Genomic DNA, 16,140 nt, shown 5'->3' with positions numbered 1-16,140 from the left:
TACCCAGAGGAAAGTGACTTCCCCGAGGGGTACACATGACCGGCGACCCGACCGATCCCGAACTCGCCTGCCCCATCGCCCCCGTCGTGGACATCGTCTTCAGCCGCTGGACCACACCGATCCTGTGGACGCTGCACGCCCGCGGCCGTCAGCGGTTCGGCGAGCTGGAGCGGGCGATCACGAACATCACCCCCAAGGTGCTGACCCAGCGTCTGCGTCAGCTGGAGCGCGACGGCCTGGTGGTGCGCACCTACCATCCGGAGGTGCCCCCGCGCGTCGAGTACGAGATCAGCGAACTCGGCCTCAGCCTGGCCCCGCTCTTCGCCCACCTCGCCGACTGGGCCACCGGGAACCTGCCCAAGGTGGCACAGGCCCGGGAGGGTTACGACCAGCGGGGATGAGCCGGGTGAGGGTTGCTCAGCCGACCAGGACGACCTCCAGGGTGCGCGGGCCGTGCACCCCCTCCACCCGGTCCAGCTCGATGTCACTGGTCGCCGAAGGGCCGGAGATCCACGTCAACGGGCGGGCCGGGTCGAGCCGTTCGAGAGCCTGCGGCACGGACGACACGACCTGCTCGGGGACACGCACCACACAGATGTGGTGGTCCGGGACCAGGGTGATCCGGCGCCGCCCCTGGTCGGGACCGCCGTCCAGCACGATCGTCCCGGTCTCGGCGACCGCCACCGCGCACGCCGTGACCACACTGTCCACCCGGTCGAGTTCGTGCGCGTCGCTCTCCGCCCGGTCCGTCACCCGTGCGGTGTCCGCCTCCGCCAGCCACGCCTCGTCGAGGCCGGGCGGCACGAGCACGGTCGCCGACTTCCGCTCCGCGAGCAACCGGGCCAGCACGGACGGCAGTTCGTCCGCGCCGCACCGGTGCACGACGGCCCGGTAGTCCGCCAGGTTCTCCGCCAGCAGCTCGACCGTCTCCTCGGCGGACCGGGCGCCGTGCTCGCGCAGATAGCCGCGCGCGACGGCTTCCCCGTACGACGGGTCGTCCTGCGGCACATCGGCCAGCGCCCGCCGGACCCGGCCCAGAATCCGCTCCCTGCTGCTGCTCACTTCGCCGTCCCCTCGGTGGTCCCGCCGTTCGTACGCTGCCACCAGTCGCGGAACGGCTCCGCGGGCACCGCCGGCAGATCCCGCGTACCGCTCCACGCCCGGCCGGGGCCGGGCAGCGTACGCGGATGGAGCCGGCGTGTCCGGGACGCCAGCCGCTGCCCGGCGCGCAGGGCGCCGGGCCGGGCGAACGCCCAGCGTGCCGCCCGCATCGCGGCCCGCTCGGCGGCATGGCCCTTGGCCGGCTTCAGCAGCACCTTGTTGCCCTCCCGCGTCACCGGTCCGCCCTGGACGACCCGTTCCCGCAGGTGCACCAGCACCTCCGGGATGTCGATCGCCACCGGGCACACCTCGTAGCAGGCCCCGCACAGCGACGAGGCGTACGGCAGGGAGGCGTCGATCTCGCTCCCGGTGCCGCGGAGCTGGGGGCTGAGGATCGCGCCGATCGGGCCCGGGTAGACCGAGCCGTAGGCATGGCCGCCGGCCCGCTCGTACACCGGGCACACGTTCAGACAGGCGGAACAGCGGATGCAGCGCAGGGCCTGCCGGCCGACCTCGTCGGCGAGGGTGTCGGTGCGGCCGTTGTCCAGCAGCACCAGATGGAAGGTGCCGGGGCCGTCGCCGTCCGTGGTGCCCGTCCAGGTCGACGTGTACGGGTTCATGCGCTCGGCCGTCGAGGAACGGGGGAGCGTCTGGAGGAAGACCTCCAGATCCCGCCAGGTCGGCACGATCTTCTCGATGCCGACGACGGAGATCAGCGTCTCGGGGAGAGTGAGGCACATCCGCCCGTTGCCCTCGGACTCCACGACCACCAGGGTGCCGGTCTCGGCGACCATGAAGTTGGCGCCGGACACGCCGACCTTGGCGCGCAGGAACTTCTCGCGCAGGTGCAGGCGGGCGGCGTCGGCGAGTTCGGCGGGGGTGTCGGTCAGTCCCTCGGGGGCGGGGCGGCCCCACTCGCTCATCTCGCGGGCGAAGATGTCCCGGATCTCGCCCCGGTTGCGGTGGATCGCGGGGACCAGGATGTGCGACGGCCGGTCCTTGCCCAACTGCACGATGAGCTCGGCGAGGTCGGTCTCGTAGGCGCGGATGCCCTCCGCCTCCAGCGCCTCGTTCAGTCCGATCTCCTGGGTGGCCATGGACTTGACCTTGACGACCTCCGACTCGCCGGTCTCCTTGACCAGGTCGGCCACGATCCGGTTGGCCTCGTCCGCGTCGGCGGCCCAGTGGACGATGCCGCCCGCCGCCGTCACCGACTCCTCCAACTGCACCAGGTACCGGTCGAGATGACGCAGCGTGTGGTCCTTGATCTGCTTGCCCGCCTCCCGCAGCTCCGCCCAGTCGGACACCTCGGCCACGGCGGTCGCCCGTTTGGCCCGGATGGTGTGCGTGGCGTGCCGCAGATTCGCGCGCAGGGTCTGGTTGCCGACCGCCTCGTGCGCGGCCTTCGGGAAGGCCGGCATTCCCACGAACGTCCCGCTCATGACGCCGGCTCCTGCTCCGTGCTCGCCAGGATCTCCGCGATGTGCACGGGCCGCATGCCGGTCTCCAGCCTGGTCATGGTCCCGCCGATGTGCATCAGGCAGGAGTTGTCCGCCGCGCACAGCACCTCGGCGCCCGTCGACTCGGCGTTGCGCACCTTGTCGGCGCCCATCGCCGCGGAGACGTCTGAGTTCTTCAGCGCGAAGGTGCCGCCGAAGCCGCAGCACTCGTCCGCTCCCGGCAGCTCCACCAGTTCCAGCCCCTTGACCGCCTGGAGCAGCCGCCGGGGCCGTTCCCCGAGACCCAGCCCGCGCAGCCCGTGACACGTCGGGTGATAGGTCACCTTGTGCGGGTAGTACGCGCCGACGTCCGTCACCCCGAGCACGTCCACCAGGAACTCGGTGAGCTCGTACGTCTTCGGCACCACCGGCGCCAGGGTGGCGGCGAGGGTGTCCCCGCGCCCCTCGGCCCGGGCCCGCTCGCCCATCCGCGGATACAGCTCCCGCACCATCGCCCCGCAGGACCCGGAGGGCGTCACGATCGCCTCGTACTCTCCGAATACATCGGAGAAATGCCGGGCGAGCGGCTCGGCCTCATGGCGGTAGCCGGTGTTGTAGTGGGCTTGGCCGCAGCAGGTCTGGGCCATCGGGAAATCGACCTCGACGCCCATCCTGGTCAGGAGTTTCACCACGGCGCGGCCGGTCTCCGGATAGAGCGTGTCGTTGACACAGGTCAGGAACAGTGCGACACGCATCGCGGCTCCTCGCGGTTCGGTCATCGGATGAGTGCAGACTAGTCCCGTGCAGGGGCCCGGGGGAGACCCCGGCTCACCGCGCGGCGAGCCGGGCCTCCGCCTCGCGCCACCGCTCGGCGTCGCCCTGCGGCTCGTAGCGCGTCAGGGACTGCGTACGGGCGAGCAGCCGGCGCATGTCGGCGCGGTCGCCGACCAGTCCGTGCGCCCGCGCCTGGACGAGTACGTTGCCGAGCGCGGCGGCCTCCGTCGGCCCGGCCACCACCGGCAGCCCGCACGCGTCGGCGGTGAGCTGGCACAGCAGCGTGTTGCGGGTCCCGCCACCGACGATGTGCACGACGTCGACGGGGTGGTCGGCGAGCCGCTGGGCGTCCCCGACGGCCCGCCGGTGGGCCAGGGCGAGCGAGTCGAGGATGCACCGGGTGATCTCCGCGGGCGAGACGGGCACCGGCTGCCCGGACGCGCGGCACGCCTCGGCGATCCGCTCCGGCATCCGCCCGGGAGCCAGGAAGGCGGCATCCCCCGCGTCCACCACCGAGCGCAGCGCGGGCACGGCGGCCGCCTCCCGCAGCAGCCCGCCCAGATCCGGGTCGCCCCAGGCCCGCAGGCACTCCTGGAGGAGCCACAGCCCCATGATGTTGCGCAGGTAGCGGACCGTGCCGTCCAGCCCGAGCTCGTTGGTGAAGTTGGCGGCCCGGCTCTCCTCGGTGAGCACGGGCGCCGTCAGCTCCAGGCCGGCCAGCGACCAGGTGCCGGTGCAGATGTAGGCGAACCGCTCGCCGGTCGCCGGGACGGCGGCCACGGCGGAGGCGGTGTCGTGCGAGCCGACCGTCGTCACCGGCACGGGCCCGGTCAGTCCCGTCTCCTCCAGCACCTCCGCCCGCAGCAGCCCCGCCGGGTCGCCGGGCCGCCGCAGCGGCGCGAAGAGCGTCAGGTCGATGCCCAGCCGGGCGGCGATGTCGTACGACCAGTCGCCCGTCGCGGGATCGATCAGCTGGGTGGTGGAGGCGTTGGTGAGCTCGGTGCCCTGCTCACCCGTCAGCCAGTACGCCAGCAGGTCGGGGATGAGCAACAGACGCCGGGCGTGGGCCAGTTGCCGTGTCTCGCGGGCCGCCGTCAGCTGGTAGAGGGTGTTGAAGGGCGCGTACTGGAGCCCGGTGGCCTTGTAGAGCTCGGCCGCGGGCACGGTCGCCCACACCTTCTCGGCGACCCCCTCGGTGCGGGCGTCCCGGTAGTGCACCGGGTTGCCGAGCAGGGTCCCGTCGGCGTCCAGCAGGCCGTAGTCCACGGCCCAGCTGTCGATGCCGACCGAGTCCACCTGGCCGGCCGCGCGCAGCCCGGCCAGCACCCCCGCGTACAGGGACAGCACATCCCAGCGCAGCCCCTCCGGAACCCGGACCGGCCGGTTGGGGAAGCGGTGCGCCTCCGCCAGCTCCAGCGAGTCCGGGCCCACCCGGCCGACCATGACGCGCCCGCTGGACGCGCCGAGGTCGACCGCCGCGTACGACCGCACGGCCGTCACCGGAGGAACGCGGCCGCCACACCCGCGTCGACGGGGACGTGCAGTCCGGTGGTGTGGGTGAGTTCGCCGCCGGTGAGCGCGAACACCGCGTTGGCGACGTGGTCCGGCAGCACCTCGCGCTTGAGGATGGTCCGCTGCGCGTAGAACTCGCCGAGCTTCTCCTCCTCGATGCCGTAGGTCGCGGCCCGCTGCGCGCCCCAGCCGGCCGCGAAGATGCCCGACCCGCGCACCACACCGTCCGGGTTGACGCCGTTGACGCGGATGCCGTGCTCGCCCAGCTCGGCGGCCAGCAGCCGGACCTGGTGGGCCTGGTCGGCCTTGGTGGCGGAGTAGGCGATGTTGTTCGGGCCGGCGAAGACGGCGTTCTTCGACGCGATGTAGACGATGTCGCCGCCCAGCTCCTGCGCGATCATCACCCGCGCCGCCTCGCGCGAGACGAGGAACGATCCGCGGGCCATGATGTCGTGCTGGAGGTCCCAGTCGCGTGCCGACGTCTCCAGCAGCGGCTTGGAGATGGAGATCCCGGCGTTGTTGACGACGAGGTCGACCCCGCCGAAGGCGAGCGCGGCGGCCCGGAAGGCGCCGGCGATCTGCTCCTCGGACGTCACGTCGACCGTCACGGCGACCGCCTTGTCGGCCCCGCCGAGCTCTTCGGCCACGGCGGCCGCGTTCTCGGCGTTCAGATCGGCGACGACGACACACGCGCCCTCGGCGACCAGCCGCCGGGCGATGGCCTTGCCGATCCCGCTGCCGGCACCGGTGACCAGGGCCACCCGGGTGGCCAGCGGCTTCGGCGCGGGCATCCGCTGGAGCTTGGCCTCCTCCAGGGCCCAGTACTCGATGCGGAACTTCTCCGACTCCTCGATCGGCGCGTACGAGGACACCGCCTCCGCGCCGCGCATCACGTTGATCGCGTTGACGTAGAACTCGCCGGCCACGCGCGCGGTCTGCTTGTCCTTGCCGAAGGAGAACATGCCCACGCCCGGGACCAGCACGATCGCCGGGTCGGCGCCGCGCATGGCGGGCGAGTCGGCATCGGCGTGCCGTCCGTAGTAGGCGGCGTACTCCTCGCGGTACTCGGCGTGCAGCTCCTTCAGCCGCGCGACCGCGTCCTCCACCGTGCCGGTGGGCGGCAGGTCCAGGACCAGCGGCCGCACCTTCGTCCGCAGGAAGTGGTCGGGGCAGGAGGTGCCGAGCGCGGCGAGCCGCGGGTGCTCGGCCCGGGCCACGAAGTCGAGCACCGCGTCGGAGTCGGTGAAGTGCCCCACCTGGGGCCGGTCCTGTGAGGCGATCGCCCGCACGTACGGGGCGAGCGCGGCGGCCCGCTCCCGCCGCTCGTCCTCGGGCAGCGCCCGGTAGCCGTCGAGGACCGGTCCGAACGGCTCGGCCTTCCCCTTCTCGGCGAGGAAGGCCTCGGCGGTCCGGATGATGTGCAGCGAGTTGCGCTCGCACTCCTCGGAGGTGTCGCCCCAGGCGGTGATCCCGTGCCCGCCGAGGACCACGCCGATCGCCTGCGGGTTGGCCGCCTTGATGGCGGCGATGTCCAGCCCCAGCTGGAAGCCGGGCCGCCGCCAGGGCACCCACGCGACCGCGTCCCCGAAGCACTCGGCCGTCAGCTTCTCCCCGTCGGCCGCGCAGGCGAGCGCGATCCCGGAGTCTGGGTGCAGATGATCGACGTGGGCCGCGTCGACGAGCCCGTGCATGGCGGTGTCGATCGAAGGCGCCGCCCCGCCCTTGCCGTGCAGGCAGTAGTCGAACGCGGCGACCATCTCGTCCTCGCGCTCGACGCCCGGGTAGACGTCCCGCAGAGCCCGCAGCCGGTCGAGCCGCAGCACGGCCAGTCCCGCTTCGGTCAGGGTGCCGAGATCCCCACCGGACCCCTTCACCCACATCAGCTCGACGTCCCCACCGGTCACGGGGTCGGTGTCGGTGCCCTTGGCGGAGGTGTTGCCGCCGGCGTAGTTGGTGTTGCGGGGATCAGCGCCGAGCCGGTGGGACCGGCCGAGGAGAGCGGCGGCTTCGGGGTGGGTGGTCATGCGGATTCCTTACTTCTCGAACGCGGGCGACTGAGCGTGTCCCGAAGGGGCGCGGGGCGGTATCGACATGCGGCTCCCGCCGCGCGGGCGCGACCGGCCACAAGGGGCCCGCGGTCCGCGACGGACAGGTGACGGCAGGGGCCTACGCCCCCCACCCCGCCTGCTCCCCGCCGACCCGCGAGGCGACGATCTTCGCGGCGTACCCGGACGCCCGGTACGCGGCCATCGGGTCGGGGTCCAGCCCCGTCTCCTCCCGCACCTCACGCAGCAGCGGACGCACGTCCGTGTTGTACGCGTCCATCACCACCGCGTTTGCCTCCAGCACATCACCGGACGCCTGCGCGGCGGCCAGCGCCGACCGGTCGACCAGCAGCGCCTTGGCCGTGGCCTCCTGCACGTTCATCACGGACCGGATGATCGCCGGGATCTTCGCCTCGATGTTGTGGCACTGGTCGAGCATGAACGCCACATCGGACGTGAACCCGCCGCCGCGCACGACCTCGTACATGATCCGGAACAGCTGGAACGGGTCGGCGGCGCCCACCATGAGGTCGTCGTCCGCGTAGAACCGCGAGTTGAAGTCGAACCCGCCGAGCTTCCCCTCGCGCAGCAGCGTGGCGACGATGAACTCGATGTTGGTGCCGGGCGCGTGGTGCCCGGTGTCCACCACGACCTGCGCCTTCGGTCCGAGCTTCAGGCAGTGCGCGTACGCCGTGCCCCAGTCCGGCACGTCCGTGGAGTAGAAGGCGGGCTCGAAGAACTTGTACTCCAGCAGCATCCGCTGCCCGTCGCCGAGCCGCTCGTACACCGCGGAGAGGCCCTCGGCGAGCCGGTCCTGGCGCTCCCGGAGGTCGTCCTGGCCGGGATAGTTCGTGCCGTCGGCGAACCACAGCTTCAGATCGGCCGAGCCGGTCGCGTCCATGATGTCGACGCACTCGAGCAGATGGTCGAGAGCCTTGCGCCGTACCGCCGCGTCCGGGTGGCAGATGCTGCCCAGTTTGTAGGCGTCGTCCTGGAAGGTGTTGGAGTTGATCGCCCCCAGATTCACCCCGCGGTCCTCGGCATGTTTCGCAAGTGCGGAGTAGTCCTCCACCTTGTCCCACGGGATGTGCAGGGCCACGGTCGGGGCCGCGCCGGTGAACAGATGCACCTGCGCCGCGTCGTCCAGCTTCTCCTGCGGGGTGCGCGGGACGCCCTCCTGGGCGAACACCTTGAAACGGGTGCCTGAGTTCCCGTACGCCCACGACGGCGTCTCGACGGCCTGGGTCTTCAGCGCGGCCTTCACCGCGGCGAGGTCGGTCACTTCGGGCTCCTGTGACATCGGTCCGGAACAACTCCCGGATGAAACGATTCAGAACGGGAAGCTATGAGGCTGCGGGGAGAGTGTCAAGCCCTCTGTGCTGCTTCGTTCTCCGTGACCGCCGCGTGACCTTCTACTATCGAAAACTTTTCGAGACGTACCCATTGACGTGACATGGCCCGGATGCCTAACGTCCCGGCAATCCAGTTGAAACCTTTCACGACGCCGTGAGGGCACGTCCCGGGCGTCGTCGAGGAGCCATCCATGACCCACTCGTCCGACGCGGGACCGGCCCCGGTGCTGGCGTTGAAGGACGTATCCAAGTCCTTCGGCGCCGTTCGCGCCCTGCGGGGCGTCTCCCTGGAGCTGTTCCCCGGCGAGGTGCACGCCCTCGCCGGCGAGAACGGCGCGGGCAAGTCCACGCTCATCAAGGCCCTCGCAGGAGTGCACCGACCCGATGCGGGTCGGGTGCTGCTCGACGGCGAGCCCGTCGTCTTCCACGGCCCCGGCGACGCCCGCGACGCCGGTATCGCCGTGATCTACCAGGAGCCCACGCTCTTCCCCGACCTGTCGATCGCCGAGAACATCTTCATGGGCCGCCAGCCCCGGCGCGCCCTCGGCCGCATCGACCACAAGGCCACCCACGCGGCCACCGCCGCCCTGATGCGGCGGCTGGGCGTCGAGCTCGACCCCGACCGTCCGGCGCGCGGCCTGTCCATCGCGGACCAGCAGATCGTCGAGATCGCCAAGGCGCTCTCCTTCGACGCCCGGGTCCTGATCATGGACGAGCCGACCGCCGCTCTCACCGGCAGCGAGGTCGCCCGTCTCTTCGGCGTCGTGCGCACCCTGCGTGAGCAGGGCGCGGCGGTGCTGTTCATCTCGCACCGGCTCGAGGAGATCTTCGAGATCTGCCAGCGGGTGACCACCCTGCGCGACGGCGCCTGGATCGCCAGCGAGCCGCTCGCGGACATGACCGAGGACGACCTGGTCCGCCGGATGGTCGGCCGCGACCTCGACGAGCTCTACCCCAAGCAGGACGTGACACCGGGCGAGGTCGCCCTCAGCGTCCGCCGGCTGACCCGGGAAGGTGTCTTCACCGACGTCTCCTTCGAGGTCCGCCGCGGTGAGATCGTCGGCCTCGCCGGACTCGTCGGCGCCGGGCGTACGGAGGTCGCCCGGGCGGTCTTCGGCATCGACCGCTGGGACGCCGGAGAGGTCGCCGTGGACGGCCGCACCCTGACGAACGGCGCACCCTCCACCGCGATGGCGGCCGGCCTCGCGCTGGTCCCCGAGGACCGGCGGGCCCAGGGCCTGGTGATGGACATGTCCATCGAGCGCAACATCGGCCTGACCGGCCTGCGGACGACCGTGAAGGCCGGCCTGATGGACCGCGGCGCCGAGCGCAGCCGCTCCCTCGACTGGGCGGTCAAGCTCCAGGTGAAGTACGCCCGGATCGCCGACACCGTCAACACGCTCTCCGGCGGGAACCAGCAGAAGGTCGTGCTCGCCAAGTGGCTGGCCACCGGCCCCAAGGTGCTCATCGTCGACGAGCCGACCCGCGGCATCGACGTCGGCACCAAGGCCGAGGTGCACCGGCTGCTCAGCGAGCTGGCCGCCGACGGCGTCGCCGTCCTGATGATCTCCTCCGACCTGCCCGAGATCCTCGGCATGGCCGACCGCGTGCTGGTGATGCACGAGGGCCGGCTCGCCGCCGAGATCCCCCGCACCGAAGCCACCGAGGAAACCGTGATGGCCGCAGCCACCGGGAGGGCCGCCGCATGACGGTGACCACCTCCCACGAGGCCCCCGTCGCCGAGGTGCCGAAGTCCAGCGGCACCCGGCTGGTCGACCGCGTCTTCAAGATGCGCGAACTCGCCATCCTGGTCGTCTTCCTGGTGATGATCGCCGTCACCCAGGCCGGCAACAGCGAGTTCCTGTCCGAGCAGGGCATCAAGGACCTGCTGCTGAACGCCACCATCCTGGTGCTGGTCGCCACCGGCCAGTCCCTGGTCGTCATCACCCGCAACGTCGACCTGTCGGTCGGCTCCACCCTCGGCATCAGCGCCTTCGCCGCCGGCACGTATCTGCACGGCGGCGGCAACCCGGTGATCGCGATCGTGCTGGCGGTCCTGCTGGGCGTCGGCTTCGGGCTCCTCAACGGCCTGCTGGTCAGCCTCGGCCAGGTGCCCGCCCTCGTCGTCACCCTCGGCACGCTGTACATCATCCGCGGGATCGACTCCATCTGGGTCGGCTCCCGCCAGATCACCGCCGCCGACCTGCCGAACTCGTTCGTCGACTTCGGCTCCGGCGGACTCTCGGCGGTGCCGTGGCTGGCGCTGATCGCGCTCGTCGTGCTCGTCGCCACCGCCTACTACCTCAAGCACTTCGGCAGCGGCCGCGAGCTGTACGCGCTCGGCTCCAACCCGGAGGCCGCCCGTCTCGCCGGCATCCCGGTCCGCAAGCGGATCCTCGCCGCGTACACCTTCTGCGGCGGCCTCGCCGGCCTCGCCGGAGCGATGTACCTGGCCCGGTTCGGGAACGTCGACTCCGGGACCGGCAACGGCTACGAACTCACCGTCGTCAGCGCGGTGGTGGTCGGCGGCGTCGTCTTCACCGGCGGCTCCGGCAGCGTCTACGGCGCCGCCCTCGGCGCGCTGCTGCTCACCTCCATCAACAGCGTCCTGCCCGCGCTCGGCGTCAGCTCGGTCTGGGTGCTCGCCATCAACGGCGTGCTGCTCCTGCTGGCCATCGCGGTCGACCGGGTCGTCGCCCTGCGGGTGGCGTCCGCGCTGAAGAAGAAGTCGGCCGCGGCCAGGACCACCACCGCCCCCGAGAAGACCACCGTCAAGAAGGGAGACGCCGGCCATGCCTGAGTCGCTCACCCGCGCCGTCCGCTGGGACACGGTCGTCGGCGCCCTCCTGATCGTCCTGCTGCTGTTCTCGTTCTCCTTCGTGGACGGCTTCGGCAACGCCCTCAACCTGTCGTTCCTCATCGGCAACACCCTGCCCATCGCACTCATCGCGCTGCCGATGACCCTGCTGGTCGTCTCCGGCGAGATCGACCTGTCCGTCGCCTCCACCGCCGGGCTGTCCGGCGCGGTGATGGGCGCCCTGTGGAACCAGGGCCTGACGATCGAGGCGATCATCCCGATCTGCCTGCTGCTCGGCGTGGTGTGCGGGCTCGTCAACGGCCTGCTCGTGACCCGTCTCGGGCTTCCCTCGCTCGCCGTCACCATCGGCACCATGGCCGCCTACCGGGGCATCGCGCAGATCGTGCTCGGCTCCGACGCGGTCACCGACTTCCCCACCCAGTACCTGGACTTCGCGGCCGGCCGGCTCGGGGACACCTTCCTGCCGCAGGCCTTCCTGCCCTTCGTCGTCCTGCTCGCGATCGCCGTGGTCGTCCTGCACGCCACCCCGTTCGGCCGCTCGCTGTTCGCGATCGGCGCCAGCGAGGAGGCCGCCCGGTTCGCCGGCATCCGGGTCAGGCGGCACAAGCTGATCCTGTTCACGGTGACCGGCCTGCTGGCCTCCCTCACCGGCATCTTCTGGGCCCTGCACTACGCCAGCGCCCGCTACGACAACGCCACCGGCCTCGAACTCTCCGTCATCGCGGCCGTCCTGCTCGGCGGTATCGACTTCGACGGCGGCAAGGGCACGCTCGGCGGCGCGATCGCGGGAGTCTTCCTGCTCGGCGCCGCGCAGAACGTGATGAGCCTCCAGGACGTCTCCGCACAGTCGCAGATCGTCGTCACCGGCGTCCTGCTCGTCGTCTCCGTGCTCGGCCCCCGGGTCGCACGGCAGATCTCCGTCGCACGGGCGGGCCGTAGAGCCACGGCCCCGACTCCGACGGCTTAACTCCGCCTCGCACACCTCGTAAAGGAACCCCGTGATGCGCAAGTCATCCCTCCGTCGTGCCTGTGCGGCCCTCGCCGCCGTCTCCTCCCTCGCGCTCGCCGCCACCGCCTGCGGCGGCACGACCAAGGAGGACGTGAAGAACGAGAGCACCGGCGCGGCCGCCTCGGCCGGCAAGGCCGACCCGAACGCGGCCACCAAGAAGGGCCTGACCGTCGGCTTCCTGCCCAAGCAGGTCAACAACCCGTACTTCACCAGCTCCGACAAGGGCGGCGAGGCGGCTCTGAAGGAGCTGGGCTCCAGCTACAAGGAGGTCGGCACCAGCAGCGGCACCGACACCTCCGGCCAGGTCTCCTACGTCAACACGCTCACCCAGCAGCAGGTCGACGCGATAGCCGTGTCCGCCCAGGACCCGGGCGCCCTGTGCACCGCGCTCAAGCAGGCCATGAGCAACAAGATCAAGGTCGTCACCTACGACTCGGACACCAACCCCGAGTGCCGCAACGCCTTCGTCTCGCAGGCGTCCGCCGAGGACCTGGGCCGTACCGAGGTGCAGCTGCTCGCCGAACAGATCGGCTACAAGGGCGAGATCGCGATCCTGTCCGCCGCGCAGACCGCGACGAACCAGAACACCTGGATCGACTTCATGAAGGACGAGCTGAAGGACGCCAAGTACAAGGACATCAAGCTCGTCAAGGTCGCGTACGGCGACGACGACGCCCAGAAGTCCTTCCAGCAGACCCAGGGCCTGCTCCAGGAGTACCCGAACCTGAAGGGGATCATCTCCCCGACCACCGTCGGCATCAAGGCGGCCGCCCAGTACCTGTCGGGCTCCAAGTACAAGGGCAAGGTCAAGCTGACCGGTCTCGGCACCCCGAACGACATGCGCACCTACGTCAAGAACGGCACCGTCGAGGCCTTCGAGCTGTGGGACCCGGCGAAGCTCGGCGCGCTGGCCGCCCAGACGGCGGTGGCGCTGGTCTCGGGCCAGATCACCGGCGCGGAGGGTGAGACCTTCAAGGCCGGCACCACCACGTACACCATCGGCAAGGACGGCGTGATCAGCCTCGGCAAGCCGACGGTGTTCGACGCCAAGAACATCGACCAGTTCAACTTCTAGTCGCCGGTCGCCCCACCCCCCCCCACACGCACGAGGAGCGGTACTTCATGCAGCGCGTCTGTTTCCTGCTCAAGGTCCGTCAGGACCGGCTCGCCGAGTACCGCGAACGTCATGCCGCCGTGTGGCCGGAGATGCTGGAAGCTCTCTCGGCCACCGGCTGGCACAACTACTCCCTGTTCCTGAGAGACGACGGCCTGCTCGTCGGCTATCTGGAGACCGAGGACTTCGCCGCCGCCCAGGCCGGCATGGAGGCCGCCGATGTCAACGCCCGTTGGCAGGCGGAGATGGCCCCGTTCTTCGAGTCCCTCGACGGAGCCCGGCCCGACGAGGCGATGAAGCCTCTCACCGAGGTGTTCCACCTCGCCTGACACCCCCGTCCCCCCTGGCGTTTCCCTCTGTCCCCCTCCGTTTCCCGCTCTCGCAGACGATGGAGTCCCCCGAGATGAGACGACGCACCCTGCTGGCCGGCGCTCTCCTCAGCGCCGCGGCGTCCCCCGTACTCGCCGCCGGCACCGCACGCGCCGCCGACCCCGGCCCCTCGGTCACCAAGAAGGCCACCACCCGACTCGACGCCACGGCCGTGTTCTTCGTGTCCTACGACGGCCTGGTCAACAACAACTCGTTCCAGAAGAACGGACTGTTGACCTACAAGGGCTACCAGTACGCCGCCTGGTACACCTCCACCAAGAACGCGGTCGTCGCCCGCCGCGTCCTCGGCGGCACCACCTGGTCCACGGTCACCCTCGCCCACCAGCTCAAGGCGAGCGACTCGCACAACGTCATCTCCATGGGCGTCTCGAAGACCGACGGCCGTCTGCACCTCAACATGGACTCCCACAGCGACGGCTTCTTCTACGTGAAGTCGGTTGCCGGACTCCTGGACAACCCGGCGGCCACCGCCTGGACGTCGTCCGTCTTCGGCGCCGTGCAGACCACCCTCGACGGTCTCGCGCTCACCACCCAGTTCACCTACCCGCAGTTCCTCGCCACCCCCGAGGGCAGGCTCCAGCTCAGCTACCGGGTCGGCATCTCGGGCAACGGCCGCAACGCCCTTGCGGAATACGACGGTTCGAGCTGGACGAACCTCGGTGAGTGGTCCAGCTCCACCGGCACCTACACCAGCGAGCACGGCTCCTCGACCGTGCGCAACATGTACCTGCACGGCATCGACTACGACGTCAACGGCCGGCTGCACTCCTTCTTCACCTGGCGCGAGCAGAACGGCGCCGTGATGTGCTCCAGCGGCGGCATCACCAACCACGACACCGGCTACGTCCACTCCACCGACCGCGGCCGCACCTGGCTCAACAACGCGGGCGCCGTCGTCGGCACCACGGGCGGCTCCGACAAGGTCGCCGTCACGGACGCCGGACTCGTCGTGGACGCGCTCAACCCCGACCACTCCCTGATGAACCAGGAGAGCCAGGCCACCGACTCCACCGGCCTCCCGCACGCGATCATCAGCTACGTGCCCGGCCGCTTCGGCCAGTGCACCACCGGCTACGTCGCCGACCGCACCGCCAACGGCCGCGCCTTCCATCTGCGCAAGAACTCCTCCGGGAGCTGGCAGAAGACGGAGATCCCCGTCGTCCTCGGCTCCAGCCAGCGCACCAAGCTGGTCCTGGACAAGTACGACAACGCGTACGCGATCTTCCCCTTCGGCCGGATCGCCGGCGCCTCCAAGGCCTCCGGCTACACCGACTGGACCGTGCTCTTCGACGGCAGCGGCCTCAACGCCTTCGGCGAGGTCGTGATCGACGAACTGCGCGTCAAGGCCGACAACGTGCTGTCGTTCATGTACCAGGAGAAGTCGAGCGGGACGACCCCCTCGGCGCTCCACGTCGTCGACTTCGCACTGCCCGCATGACCCGAATCCGTACTCGGACAGGGGCGCGGCGGGGTGACGGTAATGTGAAGGCCGTCCCGCCGTACCCCGTTCACCTGGAGGTCCCCGCCTGATGGCCCAGCCGGTGGGAATCAAGGACGTCGCCCGTGCCGCCGGAGTCTCCGTCGGCACGGTGTCGAACGTCATCAACCGCCCCGACACCGTCGCCACCGAGACCCGGGCGCGCGTGCTCTCGGCGATAGACCGGCTCGGCTACGTGCGCAGCGAGTCCGCCCGTCAGTTGCGCGCGGGACGCAGCCGGATCATGGGGCTGCTCGTCCTCGACATGGGCAACCCCTTCTTCGTCGACGTCGCCCGCGGCGCCGAGCGGGCCGCCCGCGACGCCGGGCTCGGTGTGATGGTCTGCAACAGCGCCGAGAGCGCCGGCGAGGAGGCCGAGTACCTGTCGCTCTTCGCCGAGCAGCGGGTGCGGGGCGTGCTGCTCACCCCGGCCGACGCGACCGGCCGCAACATCGCCTCCTTCCGCCGGCACGGCATCCCCTTCGTCCTCGTCGACCGGGTCTCCGAGGGCACCACCGAGTGCTCGGTGTCCGTGGACGACGTGGCGGGCGGCGCGCTCGCCGTCCGGCATCTGATCGACGCCGGACACCGCTCGATCGCCTATGTCAGCGGCCCGCCCGGTTTCACCCAGGTCCGCGACCGCCGCACCGGAGCCCTGAACGCGCTCGCCGAGGCGGGCCTCGGCCCGGAATGCCTGCGCGAGCTGCCCACCGAACGGCTCGACGTGGCCGCCGGGCGGGACGCGGGCGCCCGCCTGCTGGGCCTCGGCGACCGCCGCCCGACCGCCGTGTTCTGCGCCAACGACCTGCTCGCCCTCGGCGTGCTCCAGGCGATGTACTCGGCGGGGGTGAAGGTACCGGAGGACCTGGCCATCGTCGGCTACGACGACATCGAGTTCGCGGCCGCCGCGGCCGTCCCCCTCACCTCGGTCCGGCAGCCCGCCGTCACCATGGGCGCCCTGGCCGCCGAGATGCTGCTCGAGGAGACCGAAGAGGGCGGAGCGGGCGGGGCGGGCGCCGGCCGGCACGAACACCGGCGGGTGGTGCTCCAGCCGGAGCTGGTGGTGCGCAGGTCCAGCCTCTCGGCGCGCTGAGCGGCGGTTCAGTACC

General features: G+C 70.9%; 14 protein-coding genes. 8 read left to right on the top strand and 6 right to left on the bottom strand.

Annotation, left to right across the window (positions count from 1 at the left end; genetic code table 11):
• Nucleotides 1–35 precede the first annotated feature (35 nt).
• Nucleotides 36–401: a winged helix-turn-helix transcriptional regulator gene (locus ABT070_RS08940; protein WP_351756772.1), complete on the top strand. Its 366-nt coding sequence runs from the start codon at nucleotides 36–38 to the stop codon at nucleotides 399–401.
• Nucleotides 402–417: 16 nt separating this feature from the next.
• On the opposite strand, the gene ABT070_RS08935 is transcribed toward ABT070_RS08940, so the two are convergent.
• The 6 genes from ABT070_RS08935 to rhaI form a co-directional block, all read right to left on the bottom strand.
• On the bottom strand, nucleotides 418–1,062 hold the full coding sequence (locus ABT070_RS08935; RefSeq protein WP_351756770.1) for a LutC/YkgG family protein: 645 nt from the start codon (nucleotides 1,060–1,062) through the stop codon (nucleotides 418–420).
• Nucleotides 1,059–2,543, bottom strand: coding sequence for a LutB/LldF family L-lactate oxidation iron-sulfur protein (locus tag ABT070_RS08930; RefSeq protein ID WP_351756767.1), 1,485 nt, complete (start codon nucleotides 2,541–2,543; stop codon nucleotides 1,059–1,061). Before ABT070_RS08930 ends, ABT070_RS08935 begins: the two co-directional genes overlap by 4 nt.
• A complete protein-coding gene (locus tag ABT070_RS08925) occupies nucleotides 2,540–3,295 on the bottom strand; it encodes a (Fe-S)-binding protein (protein ID WP_351756764.1) in 756 nt (251 codons plus the stop codon). Before ABT070_RS08925 ends, ABT070_RS08930 begins: the two co-directional genes overlap by 4 nt.
• A 73-nt stretch (nucleotides 3,296–3,368) precedes the next feature.
• The gene (locus tag ABT070_RS08920) at nucleotides 3,369–4,805 is read right to left on the bottom strand and encodes a rhamnulokinase (RefSeq protein ID WP_351757355.1); all 1,437 of its coding nucleotides are present in this window, start codon (nucleotides 4,803–4,805) and stop codon (nucleotides 3,369–3,371) included.
• A 5-nt stretch (nucleotides 4,806–4,810) separates the two neighbouring features.
• Nucleotides 4,811–6,850, bottom strand: coding sequence for a bifunctional aldolase/short-chain dehydrogenase (locus ABT070_RS08915; RefSeq protein ID WP_351756761.1), 2,040 nt, complete (start codon nucleotides 6,848–6,850; stop codon nucleotides 4,811–4,813).
• Between the two features lie 142 nt (nucleotides 6,851–6,992).
• On the bottom strand, nucleotides 6,993–8,153 hold the full coding sequence (rhaI, locus tag ABT070_RS08910; protein ID WP_351756758.1) for an L-rhamnose isomerase: 1,161 nt from the start codon (nucleotides 8,151–8,153) through the stop codon (nucleotides 6,993–6,995).
• Nucleotides 8,154–8,414: 261 nt separating this feature from the next.
• Between rhaI and ABT070_RS08905 the strand changes: the two genes are divergently transcribed.
• From ABT070_RS08905 to ABT070_RS08875, 7 genes are all read left to right on the top strand, one after another.
• Nucleotides 8,415–9,932, top strand: coding sequence for a sugar ABC transporter ATP-binding protein (locus tag ABT070_RS08905; RefSeq protein ID WP_351756756.1), 1,518 nt, complete (start codon nucleotides 8,415–8,417; stop codon nucleotides 9,930–9,932).
• A complete protein-coding gene (locus ABT070_RS08900; RefSeq protein ID WP_351756753.1) occupies nucleotides 9,929–11,023 on the top strand; it encodes an ABC transporter permease in 1,095 nt (364 codons plus the stop codon). The genes ABT070_RS08905 and ABT070_RS08900 overlap by 4 nt, the downstream gene beginning before the upstream one ends.
• Nucleotides 11,016–12,008: an ABC transporter permease gene (locus ABT070_RS08895; RefSeq protein ID WP_327186554.1), complete on the top strand. Its 993-nt coding sequence runs from the start codon at nucleotides 11,016–11,018 to the stop codon at nucleotides 12,006–12,008. Before ABT070_RS08900 ends, ABT070_RS08895 begins: the two co-directional genes overlap by 8 nt.
• A gap of 34 nt (nucleotides 12,009–12,042) precedes the next feature.
• Nucleotides 12,043–13,125: a rhamnose ABC transporter substrate-binding protein gene (gene rhaS, locus ABT070_RS08890; protein ID WP_351756751.1), complete on the top strand. Its 1,083-nt coding sequence runs from the start codon at nucleotides 12,043–12,045 to the stop codon at nucleotides 13,123–13,125.
• Between the two features lie 47 nt (nucleotides 13,126–13,172).
• Nucleotides 13,173–13,493, top strand: a complete 321-nt coding sequence (locus ABT070_RS08885; RefSeq protein ID WP_020127639.1) for an L-rhamnose mutarotase — start codon at nucleotides 13,173–13,175, stop codon at nucleotides 13,491–13,493.
• A gap of 74 nt (nucleotides 13,494–13,567) precedes the next feature.
• Nucleotides 13,568–14,992: a BNR repeat-containing protein gene (locus tag ABT070_RS08880; RefSeq protein WP_351756748.1), complete on the top strand. Its 1,425-nt coding sequence runs from the start codon at nucleotides 13,568–13,570 to the stop codon at nucleotides 14,990–14,992.
• Nucleotides 14,993–15,083: 91 nt separating this feature from the next.
• Nucleotides 15,084–16,124, top strand: a complete 1,041-nt coding sequence (locus ABT070_RS08875) for a LacI family DNA-binding transcriptional regulator (RefSeq protein WP_171401049.1) — start codon at nucleotides 15,084–15,086, stop codon at nucleotides 16,122–16,124.
• Nucleotides 16,125–16,140: the final 16 nt, after the last annotated feature.

It is taken from the genome of Streptomyces sp. NPDC002884, from assembly GCF_040295245.1.
GTDB lineage: Bacteria > Actinomycetota > Actinomycetes > Streptomycetales > Streptomycetaceae > Streptomyces.
The sequence above is the reverse complement of the archived record's forward strand: the minus strand, read 5'-3'. Positions and strand labels throughout refer to the sequence as shown.